We start from the raw sequence: 16,835 nt of genomic DNA, 5'->3' as shown, positions 1-16,835 counted from the left end.
TACGCGTTTCACGTGAAACAGCGGAAGGGAAACAGCCGAAGAGAAACAGCGGAAGGGCCGCACCCCGAGGGGTACGGCCCTTCCTCACTGCTGAGCGCAGACTGCCAAGGGCAGCGTTACGCGGCGACGACCTCGACGCCGAGCTTCGCGGCAACCTCGGGGTGCAGACGCACGGACACCTGGTGCGAGCCCAGGGTCTTGATCGGCGAACCGAGCTCGACGCGACGCTTGTCGACGTCCGGGCCACCCGCGGTCTTGATCGCCGAGGCGATGTCGGCCGGGGTCACGGAGCCGAAGAGACGGCCGGCGTCGCCGGAGCGAACGGCCAGGCGCACCTTCGTGCCCTCGAGCTGGGCCTTGATCTCGTTGGCCTGCTCGATGGTCGCGATCTCGTGGATCTTGCGGGCGCGGCGGATCTGCGCCACGTCCTTCTCGCCACCCTTGGTCCAGCGGATCGCGAAACCACGCGGGACCAGGTAGTTGCGAGCGTAGCCGTCCTTGACGTCGACGACGTCGCCAGCGGCACCGAGGCCGGAAACCTCGTGGGTCAGGATGATCTTCATTAGTCGGTCACCCTTTCCTTATCGCGCGGTGGACGTGTAGGGCAGCAGCGCCATCTCACGGCTGTTCTTGACGGCCGTGGCGACGTCACGCTGGTGCTGCGTGCAGTTGCCGGTCACGCGGCGGGCACGGATCTTGCCGCGGTCGGAAATGAACTTCCGCAGCATGTTCGTGTCCTTGTAGTCCACGTACGCGGTCTTGTCCTTGCAGAACGCGCAGACCTTCTTCTTAGGCTTGCGCACAGGCGGCTTCGCCATGGTGTTTCTCCTGTGTGATCAAGAAGTGGGAGTACGAGCTGCTTCGAGGGCGTGCGCCCTAGAAGGGGGGCTCGTCCGAGTAGCCGCCGCCGGAGTTTCCACCCCAGCCGCCACCGCCGCCGCCCTGCTGGCCGCCGCCGGAGGGGCCGCCGGTCGCCCACGGGTCGTCGGCGGGAGCACCGCCACCACCCTGCTGGCCACCGCCGCCGGAGTTTCCACCCCAGCCGCCACCGCCGCCGCCCTGCTGGCCGCCGCCGTATCCACCCTGGCCGCCGCGACCGGTGGTCTTGGTGACCTTGGCCGTGGCGTTCTTGAGGCTGGGGCCGACTTCCTCGACGTCCAGCTCGTAGACCGTGCGCTTGACGCCCTCACGGTCCTCGTAGGACCGCTGCTTCAGCCGGCCCTGCACGACGACGCGCATGCCTCGCTGGAGCGACTCCGCGACGTTCTCCGCCGCCTGACGCCAGACCGAGCAGGTCAGGAAGAGGCTCTCGCCGTCCTTCCACTCGTTGGTCTGACGGTCGAAGGTGCGGGGGGTGGACGCGATACGGAACTTCGCGACCGCCGCACCGGACGGGGTGAAGCGCAGCTCGGGGTCGTCGACAAGATTGCCGACGACCGTGATGACGGTCTCGCCTGCCATGGGGGAACCTCTCGGCGGGTTTGCTTCTGGCTGCTTTGCTGCTACTCGAACCCGATGACCTCTGAGCTAGAAGCTCAGTGGGTCTCGGGGCGGAGGACCTTGGTCCGGAGGACCGACTCGTTCAGGTTCATCTGGCGGTCGAGCTCCTTGACGACCGCAGGCTCGGCCTGCAGGTCGATGACCGAGTAGATGCCCTCGGGCTTCTTCTTGATCTCGTACGAGAGACGACGACGGCCCCAGGTGTCGACCTTCTCGACCTTTCCGTTGCCCTCACGGACGACGGAGAGGAAGTTCTCGATCAGGGGGGCGACAGCGCGCTCCTCCAGATCGGGGTCGAGGATGACCATCACCTCGTAGTGACGCATGTGGAACCCACCTCCTTTGGACTCAGCGGCCACGGTCGTTCCGTGGCAGGAGGGTCGTGATGCGTGAGCAACGGTATCCGCCACCACTGACAGTCCCCCTCGGCGAGCGAGGAGCGCTGTCGGGGATCCCGGAGGGACCTGGGCAGACACCGGCGCAGCTGTACAGAGTACCCGCACATCGGCTTGCGGTTGAAATTCCCGGGTGAGGGGACGCAATCTGTACACAACGGATGTCGGCGGCGCTAGGATGCGCCGCCTTCCGGCAGCCACGCCAGGAGGTGCCCCATGGCACAGGCAATGCGACCCGACCCCGGCCACTCTCTCTTCGCGACCGACGGCAAACCCCATCCGCTCCAGGACACCCTGATGGTGGTGACACTGGTGCTGGGGATCGTCTCGTTCACGACCGCGCAGTTCTACAACCTGCACCTGCTGAGTTCGTGGTCAGGCCTGATCGGCATCCTGACGGGCGCCTACGGCCAGTTCATCTCCGTGACGACCCGCGAGCGCTTCCTGATGATCCTCGGACTGGGCGCCTCCGCGGTCGGCTTCTACCTCGGAATGGCGCACGGAGGCCTCTTCGGCGGCGTCATCAGCTGAGCCCGGCCGCACGTCGGCGCACACACACTTATTCGGGGCGCTCCCCGGTCACAGTAGGCTTCGGCGCGAGAGCCGGAGCCCCTGACCGATGGGGACACACCTGCCGAGGAGCGCCCCGCATGAGCCTGACCCTGAGGACCATCAGCCGTGAGCAGCATCTGGCATTCATCCAGAGCCAGCCCGCCGCGAGCCACTGCCAGGTCCCGGCATGGGCTGATGTGAAGACCGAGTGGCGCTCGGAGAACCTCGGCTGGTTCGACAAGTCCGGCGAGCTCGTCGGCGCCGGTCTGGTGCTCTACCGCCAGCTGCCGAAGATCAAGCGCTACCTCGCCTACCTGCCCGAGGGGCCGGTCATCAACTGGTACGCGCCGAACCTCGACGACTGGCTGCAGCCGATGCTGGCGCACCTCAAGCACCAGGGCGCGTTCTCGGTGAAGATGGGCCCGCCGGTGGTCATCCGCCGCTGGGACTCGGCCGCGATCAAGGCCGGCATCCAGGACCCGGACGTCAAGCGCCTCAAGGACGTCGAGGCCACCCACATCGAGCCGCGTGCCTTCGAAGTCGCGGACCGGCTGCGGAAGATGGGCTGGCAGCAGGGCGAGGACGGCGGCGCCGGCTTCGGCGACGTGCAGCCCCGCTACGTCTTCCAGGTCCCGCTGGCGAACCGCTCGCTCGACGACGTCCTCAAGGGCTTCAACCAGCTGTGGCGCCGGAACATCAAGAAGGCCGAGAAGGCCGGTGTCGAGGTCGTCCAGGGCGGCTACGAGGACCTGGCCGAGTGGCAGCGGCTGTACGAGATCACGGCCGTCCGCGACCACTTCCGGCCGCGCCCGCTCTCGTACTTCCAGCGCATGTGGACCGTCCTCAACAACGAGGACCCCAACCGCATGCGGCTCTACTTCGCGCGCCACAACGGCGTGAACCTGTCGGCCGCGACCATGCTCGTCGTGGGCGGTCACGTCTGGTACTCCTACGGCGCCTCCGACAACATCGGCCGCGAGGTCCGGCCCTCGAACGCGATGCAGTGGCGGATGCTGCGCGACGCGTACGCCATGGGCGCGACCGTCTACGACCTCCGGGGAATCTCGGACTCGCTCGACGAGACCGACCACCTCTTCGGGCTCATCCAGTTCAAGGTGGGCACGGGCGGCGAGGCCGTCGAGTACGTCGGCGAGTGGGACTTCCCGCTGAACAAGCTGCTGCACAAGGCGCTCGACATCTACATGTCGCGCCGCTGACCGTTCCGTAGGCTTCTCAGTCGTACACACCTTTGATCCACCGCTGCCGTCAGAAAGGTTCCGGGCCGGCCATGGCGCTCTCCCTCTACGTCGACACCGCTCGCTGGCGGGCGCACCAGAAGTCCGTCATCGACCAGTTCCCCGGGATCATCCCGGTGTGCAAGGGCAACGGTTACGGCTTCGGGCACGAGCGGCTCTCGGACGAGGCGGCCCGGTTCGGCGCCGACATGCTCGCCGTGGGCACCACGTACGAAGCCGCGAAGATCAAGGACTGGTTCGGCGGCGACCTGCTGGTCCTCACCCCCTTCCGACGGGGTGAGGAACCGGTTCCGCTGCCCGACCGGGTGATCCGTTCCGTGTCGTCCGTGGACGGCGTCGCCGCCCTGGTGGGCGCCCGCGTCGTGATCGAGTGCATGAGCTCGATGAAGCGGCACGGCGTGCGCGAGGAGGAGCTCCAGCAGCTCCACTCCGCCATCGAGAACGTCCGCCTGGAGGGCTTCGCCCTGCACCTTCCCCTGGACCGCCCGGACGGCACGGACGCGGTCGAGGAGGTCATCGCCTGGATGGACCGGCTGCGGAACGCCCGGCTGCCGCTGCACACCATGTTCGTGAGCCACCTGCGGGCCGAGGAGCAGGCCCGGCTCCAGCAGCAGTTCCCGCAGACCCGCTTCCGCGCCCGGATCGGCACCCGGCTGTGGCTGGGCGACCACGAGGCCACCGAGTACCGGGGCTCCGTCCTCGACGTGACCCGGGTCGCCAAGGGCGACCGGTTCGGCTACCGCCAGCAGAAGGCCGCGTCGGACGGCTGGCTGGTCGTCGTCGCCGGCGGCACCTCCCACGGCGTGGGCCTGGAGGCCCCGAAGGCGATGCACGGTGTCATGCCGCGCGCCAAGGGCGTCGCCCGTGCGGGCCTCGCCACCGTCAACCGGAACCTCTCGCCCTTCGTCTGGGCCGGGAAGCAGCGCTGGTTCGCCGAGCCGCCGCACATGCAGGTGTCGATCCTGTTCGTGCCGGCCGACGCCCAGGAGCCCCGGGTGGGCGACGAGCTCGTGGCGCATCTTCGCCACACCACGACGCAGTTCGACCGGCTCGTCGAACGCTGAGCCGACCGAAGGCCGAAAGCACTCACCCCCGGGAGCAGGACTCCCGGGGGTGAGTGCTTTCGGTCACTCGGAGGCTCTCCGGCGCTCGTCCGCGGCGCCCCAGCTCACCTTCTGCCCCTCCGCCACGGCCGGGGCGGCGTGCCGGGCCGGATGGGCCGCCCTGCCCGCCACGACGACGTCCTCGGCGCCGTCCAGGACGCCCCCCGAGGGGTCGTCCGCGCCGTCCTGCCGGACGGGGTCCTTCTCGGGCGCCAGGACGTCCCGTACGACCATCGCGCACAGGTACAGCGTGCCGAGCAGGTGCAGGACGATCGCGAACTGGTAGCCCTCCACCGGGAGGCCCTGCTTGTTGGCGCCGGTGGTGTAGGCCAGGTACATCCAGACGCCGACGAAGTACATGACCTCGCAGGTCTGCCAGACCAGGAAGTCACGCCAGCGGGGCCGGGCGAGCGCGGCCAGCGGGACCAGCCACAGCACGTACTGCGGCGAGTAGACCTTGTTGGTCAGTACGAACGCGGCGACGACCAGGAAGGCCAGCTGGGCGAAGCGCGGCCTGCGCGGCGCCGTGAACGCCAGGAACGCGAGACCGGCCACCGCCGCCGCCATCAGCAGCAGCGCGTACAGATTGGCCCGGCCCGGCGTGATCACGTCGCCGCTCCGCTGGCTGACCAGCAGCCAGATCGAACCGAAGTCGACGTTCCGGTCCCGGCTGAACAGGTAGAACTGCTTCCACCCCTCCGGCGCCGGCAGCATCACGGGCAGGTTCACGAGCAGCCACGCGCCGGCCGCCCCGAGCAGCGCCGTCCCGTACTCCCGCCACTTCCCGGCACGCCAGCAGAGCAGCAGCAGCGGGCAGAGGAGCAGTATCGGGTAGAACTTGGCGGCCGTGGCCAGGCCGAGCAGGACGCCGAAGGCCAGCGGCCGGCTCCGCGACCACATCAGGACGGCGGCGGCGGTCAGCGCGACGGCCAGCAGGTCCCAGTTGATCGTGGCGGTGAGCGCGACCGAGGGGGCGAGCGCGACCAGGAGGCCGTCCCAGGGGCGCAGGCGGTGCGTCCGGGCCACGCAGACCGCCAGGACGGCCGCGCACACCATCAGCAGGCCCGCGTTGACCAGCCAGTACGACTGCTCCTGCTGGTTCAGCTCGCCGCCGCCGGGCGTCAGCCAGGCCGCGACCTCCATGAACAGGCCGGTCAGGACCGGGTACTCCAGGAACGGTATGTCGCCGCCCAGCCGGTCGAAGTAGGGGATCAGACCGTCCGCGAAGCCCCGCCCGGCGAAGAGGTGCGGGATGTCCGAGTAGCAGGCGTGGGTGTACTGGGAGGTCGTGCCCCGGAACCAGGCCCAGTTGTAGCAGGGCAGCTTCTGCACCATGCCGAGGGCGTACATGCCGATGGCCACGAGCGCGATCACCCGCACCGGCGTCCACTGGCCCGTGCCGGCCGCCGCCCGGCGCCCGTAGGGGCCGCCGATCAGCTCGCTGCCCGCGGCCGCCACCTTGTCCCGGTGGGTGGGGATGACCGTCTGCGAGCGGTCCTGCGGTGCGCTCGACTTCTGGAGGCTCGGCATGGGGGACATCCTGCCGTACGACTCCGGGAAAACGGCGAGGGCCGCCGCGGCCACTCCGTACGGGGAAGGTACGAAGGGGACGCGGCGGCCCTCAGGACGTGCGCGGGGCGGAGGGATCAGGGAACCCAGCCGCCGCCGGGTTTGCCGTTCCCGTTGCCTCCGGAACTGGTGTCCGTCGGCGAGTCGGTCGGCGTCGGCGCATCGGTGGTGGGTGGCGCGGTGGTGGGCTCTCCGGTGTTGCCGCCCGGGTTGCCGTTGCAGTTCAGGTCCCAGACGCTACAGGTCGTCTTGCCCGGCTTCGGCGACTTGGTCGGCTTCGTCGGGGGAGTCGTCGTCGGAGTGGCCGGGGGAGTCGTCGTCGGCATCGTCGACTCGGTGGGCGTCGGGGTGGCCGTCGGGCTCGGTGTGGGGCTCGCGGCGCCACCGCCGAAGACGGGCTTCGCGCCCTCCAGCTTCTCCGGCTCCGGGAAGTCCACGACCGGCATGTCCTTCACGGCATCCGTCATGTACTCCCTCCAGATCTGCGAGGGGAACGACGAACCGTGGATCGTCGGCTGGGCACCCGTACCGTACATCTTCTCGAACTTGCGGCCCTGCTTCGTCTCGTCGTCGTCGAAGCGGTACATGTCGATCGCGGTCGCCAGCTGCTTCGTGTAGCCCACGAACCAGGCCGACATGTTGTCGTCGGTCGTACCGGTCTTGCCGGCCACATCGCGGCCCGGGATGCGGGCCTTCTTACCGGTGCCCCGGTCGTCGGACACGACGGTCCGCAGCACGTCGGTGACGTTGTTCGCGATGGCCGGGCTGAAGGCGGCATTGGGCTTGGCCTTGTGCTGGTTGATGACGGCGCCGTCCCGCTCCACCTTCTCGACGGAGTACGGGTCGTTCTGCACACCCTCGTTGGCGAAGGTGGCGTACGCGCCGGCCATGCGGATGGCACTCGGGCTGGAGACACCGAGGGAGAAGGACGGGAATTCGCCCTTGACCAGGGACTCCTCGCGGAGGCCGGCCTTCTCGGCCGCGTCACGGACCTTGTCGATGCCGACGTCCATGCCGAGCTGCACATACGGCGAGTTGGCCGACTTCATCATGGCGTAGCGCAGGGAGATGGGGCCGTAGCTGGCGTTCTCGTCGTTGCTCTGCTTCCACTCGTTGCCATCGTCGTCGAGCCAGATGTCCCCGTTGTACTTACGGATCGTCAGGTCGTCCTTGCCGTTGTAGAGGCTCTTGTCCGGGTCGACGATCGTGCGCTCGGACGCGTCCTGATCCGGGGGGCCGTTCTTGTCCCGGACGCCGTCCTTCATCGCGGCCGCGAGCACGAAGGGCTTGAACGTCGATCCGACCTGGGCACCGGTGCTGTCCGCGTTGCTCCGGAAGTGCTTGGTGGCGTCGACGCCACCGTAGAGCGCGACGATCTTCCCGGTCGCGGTGTCGACGGAAGCACCACCGAACTGGACGTGCGTGTCCGTCGTCGGGCGCTTCTTCGGGTCGATGTTGTCCTTGATCTTCTTCTTGATCACGGACTCCAGCTTGTCCACCTTCGGCTTCTCGAAGGTGGTGTGGATCCCGTAGCCGCCGCGCGCCAGATCCTGCTCGGTGATGCCGAACTGGTTCTGCATGTTCACGTTGGCGGTGGAGACCAGGTAGCCGATCTGGCCGCCCAGGTTGGCGCTCTTCTTGGGCCCCTGCACCTTGGGGAAGGTGGTGTACTTCGCCCGCTCCTCGGCCGTGAGATGCCCGTCCTTCTGCATCTCGTCGAGGATCCACTTCCACCGCTTGGTCGCCCGGTCGGTGTTCGCCGCAGCCGTGGCCGCGGGGTCGATCTCGGGGTAGCCGGCCGGATCGAAGTACGTCGCGCCCTTCAGCACAGCCGCGAGGAGCGCCGACTCACTGGGGTTCAGGTCCTTGGCGTCCTTGTTGAAGTAGGCACGGGCCGCCGCCTGGATGCCGTACGCACCACGTCCGTAGTACGAGGTGTTCAGGTAGCCGGCCATGACCACCTCCTTGTCGACGTCGTTGCCGACCTTCATGGAGATGAAGAGTTCCTTCACCTTCCGTGTGACGGTCTGCGACTGGTCGTCGAGGCGGTTGTTCTTCACGTACTGCTGGGTGATGGTCGAACCACCCTGGGTCTCGCCGCCCTTGGCCATGTTCCACACGGCGCGGGCGATACCCATGGGGTCGACACCGGAGTCCGTCCAGAAGGTCTTGTTCTCCGCCGAGATCACCGCGTTCTGCATGGACTTCGGGATGTCCGCGAACTGGACAATCTGACGGTTGGCGCCGCTGCCCGTCGCGACCATGCGGTCGCCGTTGGCCCAGTAGTAGATGTTGTTCTGCGATTTCGCGGTGTCGGCTTCCTTGGGGATCTCCACCTGCGAGTACGCGAACGCGGCCGCGCCCATCAGGCTCGCGACGAAGAACAGGAACGTGCCCGTCACGAGCTTCCACGAGGGCAGCCAGCGACGCCAGCCCCACTTGTTGTGGCGCGGGTAGTCGATGATCCGCTTCTTGCCCGGCGGGCGACCGCCGGAGCCCCGCCCCGGACCGCTGCCGCGACCGCCGCCGCCACCGCCGCGCCGTCCTCCACCGGGACCGCCGGGGCCGCCGGGACCGCCGGGGCCGGAATCGGCTCCCCTGCGACGGCTGCCGCGCTGGGCGGCCCGTCGGGCCTCCGCGCGTCCGCCGTAGGGACGCTGCTCCTCTCCATAGGAGGAGGGGGGACCGTACGAGGCCGAAGGGGCCCCCGTACCGACGTCATGGGCCGGGGCCGACCTGCGGCCCATCGGCTGCTGGGCAGCGCGCCGTGCCGCCGCGCGACCGCCCGTGGGCGGCTCCTGCGGCGGCATTTTGCGACGATGCTCGCTCATCGAACGACTACTCCTCGGGCAGGCGCGTACGCCTGGAAGCGGCAGTTGAGTTCCGGTCCCCCCGAAATGCGCACGGTCGGCACCTCACCGGAGGTCCCTCCGTGTCGCAGCCGGTCACCCGCAGCACTGACGCCCCAGGGCATCGCTCGGTTCCCGGTGGTCTGCATGCCGCAAGACTACGCACGGCCAAAACCCGCCTAGAGCCGGACTTCACCCCAAATCAGGCAAGTCGAACGCTGTGAATTGACGATGTGACGCCGGTCACGTTGACCCGGCTTGTCGAGACAGGAGGGCCGTTCTATCGTGCTGATGTATCGAGTCGATACATCAGCACGGCATAAGGGCCCCGGAAGCGGAGGAGGAGGCGACGGATGAGCAGGCGCTCCGGCATTCTCGAGTTCGCCGTTCTCGGCCTGCTGCGCGAGGCCCCCATGCACGGGTACGAGCTGCGGAAGCGCCTCAACACCTCACTGGGCGTCTTCCGGGCCTTCAGCTACGGAACGCTGTATCCCTGCCTCAAGACGCTGGTCGCCAACGGCTGGTTGATCGAGGAGCCGGGCAGCGCCCCCGAGGAGGCCCTCGCCGCTTCACTCGCAGGACGCCGGGCCAAGATCGTCTACCGGTTGACCGCGGCAGGTAAGGAGCACTTCGAGGAGCTCCTCTCCCACACCGGCCCGGACGCCTGGGAGGACGAGCACTTCGCGGCGCGCTTCGCCTTCTTCGGCCAGACCGAGCGCGAGGTGCGGATGCGCGTCCTGGAAGGCCGCCGCAGCCGGCTGGAGGAGCGTCTGGAGAAGATGCGTGCCTCCCTCGCCCGGACCCGCGAGCGCCTGGACGACTACACGCTTGAGCTGCAGCGCCACGGCATGGAGTCCGTGGAGCGCGAAGTGCGCTGGCTGAACGAGCTCATCGAGAGCGAGCGGGCGGGGCGGGATCAGCGATCCGGCCCCGGCACCGCCACTCTGCACGACAACGATTCTGGAGAGACGGGCGGCCTGCCCCGGCACGGGGGCAGTACCCGGCCGGATCCGTCCGACGACACCGCCAAGTGAAACCCTGCGTACAGCAGGGCTTCCGTGATCACACAGGGAGCAACCGGAATGGGTTCGGTTCGCGTAGCCATCGTCGGCGTGGGCAACTGCGCCGCCTCGCTGGTGCAGGGCGTCGAGTACTACAAGGACGCCGACCCGGCGTCCAAGGTGCCCGGCCTGATGCACGTCCAGTTCGGCGACTACCACGTCCGTGACATCGAGTTCGTCGCCGCCTTCGACGTCGACGCGAAGAAGGTCGGCCTCGACCTCTCCGACGCCATCGGTGCCAGCGAGAACAACACCATCAAGATCTGCGACGTTCCGAACAAGGGCGTCACGGTCCAGCGCGGTCACACGCTCGACGGTCTCGGCAAGTACTACCGCCTGACGATCGAGGAGTCCGCCGAGGAGCCCGTCGACGTCGTCCAGGTCCTCAAGGACCGCCAGGTCGACGTCCTCATCTGCTACCTGCCCGTCGGCTCCGAGGACGCGGCGAAGTTCTACGCCCAGTGCGCCATCGACGCCAAGGTCGCCTTCGTCAACGCCCTTCCGGTCTTCATCGCCGGCACCAAGGAGTGGGCGGACAAGTTCACCGAGGCGGGCGTCCCGATCGTCGGCGACGACATCAAGTCGCAGGTCGGCGCGACCATCACGCACCGCGTGATGGCGAAGCTGTTCGAGGACCGCGGTGTCCGTCTTGAGCGCACGATGCAGCTCAACGTCGGCGGCAACATGGACTTCAAGAACATGCTGGAGCGCGACCGCCTGGAGTCCAAGAAGATCTCCAAGACCCAGGCCGTCACCTCGCAGATCCCGGACCGCGAGCTGGGCGAGAAGAACGTCCACATCGGCCCCTCGGACTACGTGGCCTGGCTGGACGACCGCAAGTGGGCGTACGTCCGCCTCGAGGGCCGCGCCTTCGGTGACGTTCCGCTGAACCTGGAGTACAAGCTCGAGGTGTGGGACTCCCCGAACTCGGCCGGTGTCATCATCGACGCCCTGCGCGCCGCGAAGATCGCCAAGGACCGGGGCATCGGTGGCCCGATCCTCTCCGCGTCCTCGTACTTCATGAAGTCCCCGCCGGTCCAGTACTTCGACGACGAGGCCCTGGCCAACGTCGAGAAGTTCATCAAGGGTGAGGTCGAGCGCTAAAGCTCCGCACGCTTGTCGATCGAGGGTCCCCGAGGCACTGCCCGGGGGCCCTCTTCGTATGTGAGTCTTGCTGCCATGTCCGTCGTACGTGATCTGCGCGTACTCCTGCGCCTGGCGAACTTCCGCCGCCTGCTCGCCGTCCGGCTGCTCTCCCAGTGCGCCGACGGCGTCTACCAGGTGGCGCTGGCCACGTACGTCGTCTTCTCCCCCGAGAAACAGACCTCCCCCGGCGCGATCGCCTCCGCCATGGCGGTGCTCCTGCTCCCGTACTCCCTCGTCGGACCCTTCGCCGGAGTGCTCCTCGACCGCTGGCAGCGCCGCCAGGTCTTCCTGTACGGGAACCTCCTGCGCGCCCTGCTCGCCTGCGGGACCGCCCTGCTCGTCCTCGCCTCCGTACCGGACTGGCTCTTCTACGCCTCCGCCCTCTCCGTCACCGCCGTCAACCGGTTCGTCCTCGCGGGGCTCTCGGCCTCCCTCCCGCACGTCGTCGACGAGGAGCGGCTCGTCGTGGCGAACTCCCTCTCGCCCACTGCGGGCACCCTCGCCGCGACCGTCGGCGGCGGTCTCGCGTTCGGCGTCCGGCTCATCGCCCACGACTCCGACGCGGTCGTCGTGGCCTTAGGCGCCGTCCTCTACCTCTGTGCCGCCCTCGCCTCCCTGCGGATGTCCCGGGAGCTCCTCGGCCCCGATCCCGACGCCGCACCGCAGGCGCTCGCCTCGGCCCTCAAGGCGACGGCCCTGGGACTGGCCGCGGGGCTGCGCCACCTCGCCGAGCGCCGGCCCGCCGCCCGGGCGCTCACCGTGGTGACCTTCATGCGCTTCTGTTACGGCGCCCTGCTCGTCAGCGTGCTCATGCTCTGCCGCTACTCCTGGAGCTCCACGGACTCCGAGGGGCTCGGCCTCCTCGGACTCGCCGTCGCCGCGTCGGGCGCCGGCTTCTTCGCGGCCGCCGTCCTCTCCCCCTGGGCGGTCGGCCGGTTCGGGCCCTTCGGCTGGATGACCGTGTGCACGGCCGCGGCCGCCGTCCTCGTACCGGCACTCGGCCTGACCTTCACCCCGACCCCCTCCCTCGTCGCCGCCTTCCTCCTCGGGCTCATCACCCAGGGGGCCAAGATCGCGACGGACACGGTGGTCCAGACGGCCGTCGACGACTCCTATCGCGGCCGGGTCTTCTCGCTCTACGACGTGCTGTTCAACGTCGCCTTCGTGGGTGCGGCGGGCGTCGCGGCGCTGATGCTGCCGCCCGACGGCCGCTCCCCCCTCCTCGTCGTGCTGGTGGCCGCGATCTACGCGGCGCTCGCCCTGGCCCTGGGCCGGGAACGCCGGAAGGGGTGATGTTTCACGTGAAACACCACCCCTCCAGAGCGTCGATCGGGCCCGTGTTTCACGTGAAACATCGGCCCTTATGGGCGCCGGTCCGACTCAGTCGCGCGCTGCCCACCACTCCTTGAGCGCGGCGACGGCCTGGTCGTGCCCCATCGGCCCGTTCTCCAGCCGGAGCTCAAGCAGGAACTTGTACGCCTGACCGATGGCCGGCCCCGGTCCGATGCCCAGGATCTCCTGGATCTGGTTGCCGTCGAGGTCGGGGCGGATCGCGTCCAGTTCCTCCTGCTCCTGGAGCTGGGCGATACGGGCCTCAAGGTTGTCGTAGGTCCGGGAGAGCGCCGCCGCCTTGCGCTTGTTCCGCGTGGTGCAGTCCGAGCGGGTCAGCTTGTGCAGCCGCGAGAGCAGCGGACCACCGTCGCGGACGTAGCGCCGCACGGCCGAGTCGGTCCACTCGCCGTCCCCGTAGCCGTGGAAGCGCAGGTGCAGTTCCACGAGGCGCGAGACGTCCTTGATCATCTCGTTGGAGTACTTGAGCGCGGTCATGCGCTTCTTGGTCATCTTCGCGCCGACCACCTCGTGGTGGTGGAACGAGACCCGGCCGTCCTTCTCGAAGCGGCGGGTGCGCGGCTTGCCGATGTCATGGAGCAGGGCGGCGAGGCGCAGCACCAGGTCGGGCCCGTCCTCCTCCAGGTCGATCGCCTGGTCCAGCACGGTCAGCGAGTGCTCGTAGACGTCCTTGTGCCGGTGGTGCTCATCGCTCTCCAGGCGCAGTGCCGGAAGCTCGGGCAGCACGTGCTCGGCGAGGCCCGTGTCCACGAGGAGCCCGAGGCCCTTCCGGGGGTGCGCCGAGAGCAGCAGCTTGTTGAGCTCCTCACGGACGCGCTCGGCGGAGACGATCTCGATCCGGCCCGCCATCTCCTTCATGGCCGCGACGACCTCGGGGGCGACCTCGAAGTCCAGCTGAGCGGCGAAGCGCGCGGCCCGCATCATGCGCAGGGGGTCGTCGGAGAAGGACTCCTCCGGCGTGCCCGGCGTGCGCAGCACCCGGGCGGAGAGGTCCTCAAGACCGCCGTACGGGTCGATGAACTCCTTCTCGGGGAGAGCGACGGCCATGGCGTTGACCGTGAAGTCACGCCGGACGAGGTCCTCGTCGATGGAGTCGCCGTACGAGACCTCGGGCTTCCGGGAGGTCCGGTCGTACGCCTCCGAGCGGTACGTGGTCACCTCGATCTGGTAGCCGTCCTTCTGCGACCCGACGGTCCCGAAGGCGATGCCGACCTCCCACACGGCGTCGGCCCACGGACGGACGATCTTCAGTACGTCCTCGGGGCGGGCGTCGGTGGTGAAGTCCAGGTCGTTGCCGAGCCGGCCGAGCAGGGCGTCCCGCACCGAGCCGCCGACCAGCGCGAGGCTGAACCCGGCCTCCTGGAAACGGCGGGCGAGGTCGTCGGCGACAGGGGACACACGCAGCAGTTCACTGACCGCGCGGCGTTGCACCTGGCTCAGTGCAGTGGGGGTGTCTTCGTTGGCGTTCGGCACAACAGAAAAGGGTACGTGCCCGGGCTCACCGCGACGTTCCCGTTTTCAGCTGGAGCAGTCCCCGGCACTTGCCCCCGGCGTGCCTCGTTACCATGCCTGGACACAGCAACCGGGAACCACCGACACCACTGGCACCACAGACAACGACGAGGACGGGCGAACGCGTGGCCGAGGCGGCAGACATCCAGGGAACCGGTCCCTCACCTGCCCGCCGATGGCTGCGGCGCACGATCACCGTCGCCTTCGGGGCGCCGCTCCTCGCCGGCCTGCTCCAGGCCCCGGCCGTCGCCTCACCGGCGGCCCCCGCCGCGGACGCCACCGGCTCCAGGACCGTCGATGTGTCGCTCGACACGCTCTCTCCGAGCGCGCCCGTCGAGGGGGACACCGTCACCGTCACCGGCACGGTGACCAACCGGGGCAGGAAGACCGTCACCGACGCGACCGTGAACCTGCGCGTCGGGCCGAGGATGACCAGCCGCAGCGAGATCGAGCAGGTCACGGGCCGCACCGGCTTCCGGAACGACAGCGACCCCGCCCCCCTCGAAGACGCCCCCGCCGTCAAGATCCCCCGGCTCGGCGCCGGCCTCAGCACGGACTTCTCCCTGTCCGTCCCCGTCGCCGACCTCGGGCTGGACGCGGAGGGCGTCTACCAGCTGGGCGTCTCCCTCACCGGGCAGACCTCGGACAAGCAGTACGACCGGGTGCTCGGCATCGAGCGGACCTTCCTGCCGTACCAGCCCGAGGCCGCGGAGAAGAAGACCCAGCTCACCTACCTCTGGCCGCTGATCGCCTCGGCGCACGTCTCGGCGCAGACGGCCACGGACGACCAGCAGACCCCGGTCTTCGAGGACGACGACCTGGCGGCCGAGCTGCGTCCGGGCGGGCGCCTGGACCAGCTGGTCGCGCTGGGCAAGGACCTTCCGGTCACCTGGGTCGTCGACCCGGACCTGCTGGCCTCCGTCGACGCCATGGCGAACGGCTACCGCGTCAAGGACGGAGACCAGGTCGTTCCCGGAAGGAACCAGGCCGTCGCCGAGCGGTGGCTGGACGCGCTGGAGAAGGCGGTCCAGGGGAACAAGGTCGTCGCCCTCCCCTTCGCCGACCCCGACCTGGCCTCCCTGGCCCATCGGGGCAAGGACGTGCCCGGCTCCCTCGAACACCTCCAGTCGGCGACCGCCCTGGCGGGCATGACCGTCGAGACCGTCCTGCACGTCCAGGCGTCCGCCGACTTCGCCTGGCCCGCCGACGGAGCCGTGGACCCCTCCATCGTGGCGGTCGCGACCTCGGCCGGCGCCGACAAGGTGATCGCCCGCAGCGACAGCGTCCGCGACGACCTCCCCTACACGCCCACGGCCGCCCGCCCCCTCGGCAGCGGCAGCACCACGGCCGTGGTGAGCGACGCGCTCCTGTCCACCGCCTTCGAGGGGGACATGGTCCGCGCGGAGAACTCCACGCTCGCGGTCCAGGAGTTCCTCGCCCAGTCGCTCGCGATCACCCTGGAGCAGCCGGAGGACCAGCGCAGCATCGTGGTCGCCCCGCAGCGGATGCCGAGCGTCGCCCAGGCCCAGTCCATGGCGACCGCCCTGGAGGGCCTCTCCGGGCGGCGCTGGACCCAGCCCAGCGACCTCCTGGCGGCCGCAGCGGCCAAGCCGGACCCGGACGCCTCCACCGCGGTGCCGAGCCGGTCCCGCTACCCGAAGCAGCTGCGCGACCGGGAGCTCCCGGTGCAGGCCTTCCGCGACATGAAGACCACGCGGGACGAGCTGGACGACTTCAAGGTCGTCCTGACCCAGCCGGAACGCGTCGTGACGCCGTTCGGCAACGCGATCAACCGCGAGATGTCGACCTCCTGGCGTGGCGAGGCCCGGGCGGCCGCGATCTACCGGAACAACGTCCTGGACTATCTGCAAACCCTCACCAAGGGCGTCCAGCTGGTCGACAAGTCGGACCTCACGCTCTCCGGCCGCAGCGCGACGATCCCCGTGACCGTCCAGAACAAGCTGCTCCAGGGCGTGGACCACCTGAAGCTGCGCCTGACCTCCGGCAACAAGAACCGGCTGGAGCTGAACGGCGAGCGGTACGCCGAGCTCCCGGTGAAGGTCGGCGGCGGGCACAGCCAGTCGGTGAAGTTCACCGCCTCGGCCAACGTCAACGGCCAGGTGCCGATGACGGCCCAGCTCTACACCGAGGACGGCACCCCGTACGGGCAGCCGATGAACTTCACCGTGAAGGTCTCCGAGATCACTCCCACGGTGATGCTCGTCATCGCCGGCGGTGTCCTGCTCCTCGTCCTCGCCGGTGTCCGCATGTACAGCCAGCGCAAGCGGGTGGCGGCCCGGAACGCCGAAGCGGAGGCCGCCGAGGAAGCCGCCGAGGCGGAGGAGACCGCCGAGGACGAGACCGCTTCGGAGCCCGGCGAGGATGCTCCCGGCGAAGCGGAATCCGACGGGGACGTACCCGGGCAGCCGAGTGACCCGACGGCGGACACCGGGCCCGAAAGCGGCGACCCGTCGGGCCCGGGTGAGAAAGTGGACCGTTGAGCGATGTCGTGGCCGGTCGGCCGGGGACGATGAGGTGGGGT

The 16,835-nt window shown here is 69.1% G+C and carries 14 protein-coding genes; 7 read left to right on the top strand and 7 right to left on the bottom strand.

Annotated features, from left to right (window positions below):
- Nucleotides 1–116: 116 nt before the first annotated feature.
- From rplI to rpsF, 4 genes are all read right to left on the bottom strand, one after another.
- Nucleotides 117–563: a 50S ribosomal protein L9 gene (rplI, locus tag ACH4TP_RS19200; protein ID WP_053640001.1), complete on the bottom strand. Its 447-nt coding sequence runs from the start codon at nt 561–563 to the stop codon at nt 117–119.
- 18 nt (nt 564–581) lie between these two features.
- Nucleotides 582–818 (bottom strand): 30S ribosomal protein S18, encoded by a 237-nt coding sequence (gene rpsR / locus ACH4TP_RS19195; protein WP_005315025.1) that lies wholly within the window; start codon nt 816–818, stop codon nt 582–584.
- Between the two features lie 58 nt (nt 819–876).
- Nucleotides 877–1,461 (bottom strand): single-stranded DNA-binding protein, encoded by a 585-nt coding sequence (locus tag ACH4TP_RS19190; protein ID WP_123453610.1) that lies wholly within the window; start codon nt 1,459–1,461, stop codon nt 877–879.
- Nucleotides 1,462–1,535: 74 nt separating this feature from the next.
- A complete protein-coding gene (gene rpsF / locus ACH4TP_RS19185) occupies nt 1,536–1,826 on the bottom strand; it encodes a 30S ribosomal protein S6 (RefSeq protein ID WP_005482942.1) in 291 nt (96 codons plus the stop codon).
- Between the two features lie 285 nt (nt 1,827–2,111).
- On the opposite strand from rpsF, the gene ACH4TP_RS19180 reads away from it, so the two are divergent.
- From ACH4TP_RS19180 to ACH4TP_RS19170, 3 genes are all read left to right on the top strand, one after another.
- Nucleotides 2,112–2,426 carry a hypothetical protein gene (locus ACH4TP_RS19180; protein ID WP_041130195.1) on the top strand — a complete coding sequence of 105 codons (315 nt, stop codon included), beginning with the start codon at nt 2,112–2,114 and terminating at the stop codon, nt 2,424–2,426.
- Between the two features lie 119 nt (nt 2,427–2,545).
- Complete coding sequence (locus ACH4TP_RS19175; protein ID WP_225801147.1) at nt 2,546–3,664, top strand: peptidoglycan bridge formation glycyltransferase FemA/FemB family protein; 1,119 nt, start codon at nt 2,546–2,548, stop codon at nt 3,662–3,664.
- Nucleotides 3,665–3,735: 71 nt separating this feature from the next.
- A complete protein-coding gene (locus ACH4TP_RS19170) occupies nt 3,736–4,767 on the top strand; it encodes an alanine racemase (protein ID WP_389222550.1) in 1,032 nt (343 codons plus the stop codon).
- Nucleotides 4,768–4,830: 63 nt separating this feature from the next.
- Here the strand turns inward: ACH4TP_RS19170 and ACH4TP_RS19165 are convergent, their stop codons facing one another.
- Both ACH4TP_RS19165 and ACH4TP_RS19160 read right to left on the bottom strand, forming a co-directional pair.
- A complete protein-coding gene (locus ACH4TP_RS19165) occupies nt 4,831–6,336 on the bottom strand; it encodes a glycosyltransferase family 87 protein (RefSeq protein WP_398438591.1) in 1,506 nt (501 codons plus the stop codon).
- 116 nt (nt 6,337–6,452) lie between these two features.
- A complete protein-coding gene (locus ACH4TP_RS19160; RefSeq protein WP_398438590.1) occupies nt 6,453–9,206 on the bottom strand; it encodes a transglycosylase domain-containing protein in 2,754 nt (917 codons plus the stop codon).
- A gap of 371 nt (nt 9,207–9,577) precedes the next feature.
- Between ACH4TP_RS19160 and ACH4TP_RS19155 the strand changes: the two genes are divergently transcribed.
- The 3 genes from ACH4TP_RS19155 (at nt 9,578) to ACH4TP_RS19145 (ending at nt 12,724) form a co-directional block, all read left to right on the top strand.
- On the top strand, nt 9,578–10,258 hold the full coding sequence (locus ACH4TP_RS19155) for a helix-turn-helix transcriptional regulator (RefSeq protein ID WP_389222556.1): 681 nt from the start codon (nt 9,578–9,580) through the stop codon (nt 10,256–10,258).
- A 48-nt stretch (nt 10,259–10,306) separates the two neighbouring features.
- Complete coding sequence (locus tag ACH4TP_RS19150; protein ID WP_389222558.1) at nt 10,307–11,389, top strand: inositol-3-phosphate synthase; 1,083 nt, start codon at nt 10,307–10,309, stop codon at nt 11,387–11,389.
- Between the two features lie 75 nt (nt 11,390–11,464).
- A complete protein-coding gene (locus ACH4TP_RS19145) occupies nt 11,465–12,724 on the top strand; it encodes an MFS transporter (RefSeq protein WP_398181046.1) in 1,260 nt (419 codons plus the stop codon).
- A gap of 87 nt (nt 12,725–12,811) precedes the next feature.
- Here the strand turns inward: ACH4TP_RS19145 and ACH4TP_RS19140 are convergent, their stop codons facing one another.
- On the bottom strand, nt 12,812–14,254 hold the full coding sequence (locus tag ACH4TP_RS19140) for a CCA tRNA nucleotidyltransferase (protein WP_389222562.1): 1,443 nt from the start codon (nt 14,252–14,254) through the stop codon (nt 12,812–12,814).
- 164 nt (nt 14,255–14,418) lie between these two features.
- Between ACH4TP_RS19140 and ACH4TP_RS19135 the strand changes: the two genes are divergently transcribed.
- Nucleotides 14,419–16,794, top strand: coding sequence for a DUF6049 family protein (locus ACH4TP_RS19135; protein ID WP_398181052.1), 2,376 nt, complete (start codon nt 14,419–14,421; stop codon nt 16,792–16,794).
- The last annotated feature ends 41 nt before the right edge of the window (nt 16,795–16,835 follow it).

This window comes from Streptomyces sp. NPDC021012 (assembly GCF_044333355.1).
Lineage (GTDB): Bacteria > Actinomycetota > Actinomycetes > Streptomycetales > Streptomycetaceae > Streptomyces.
This window is presented reverse-complemented; position numbering and strand designations above follow the sequence as displayed.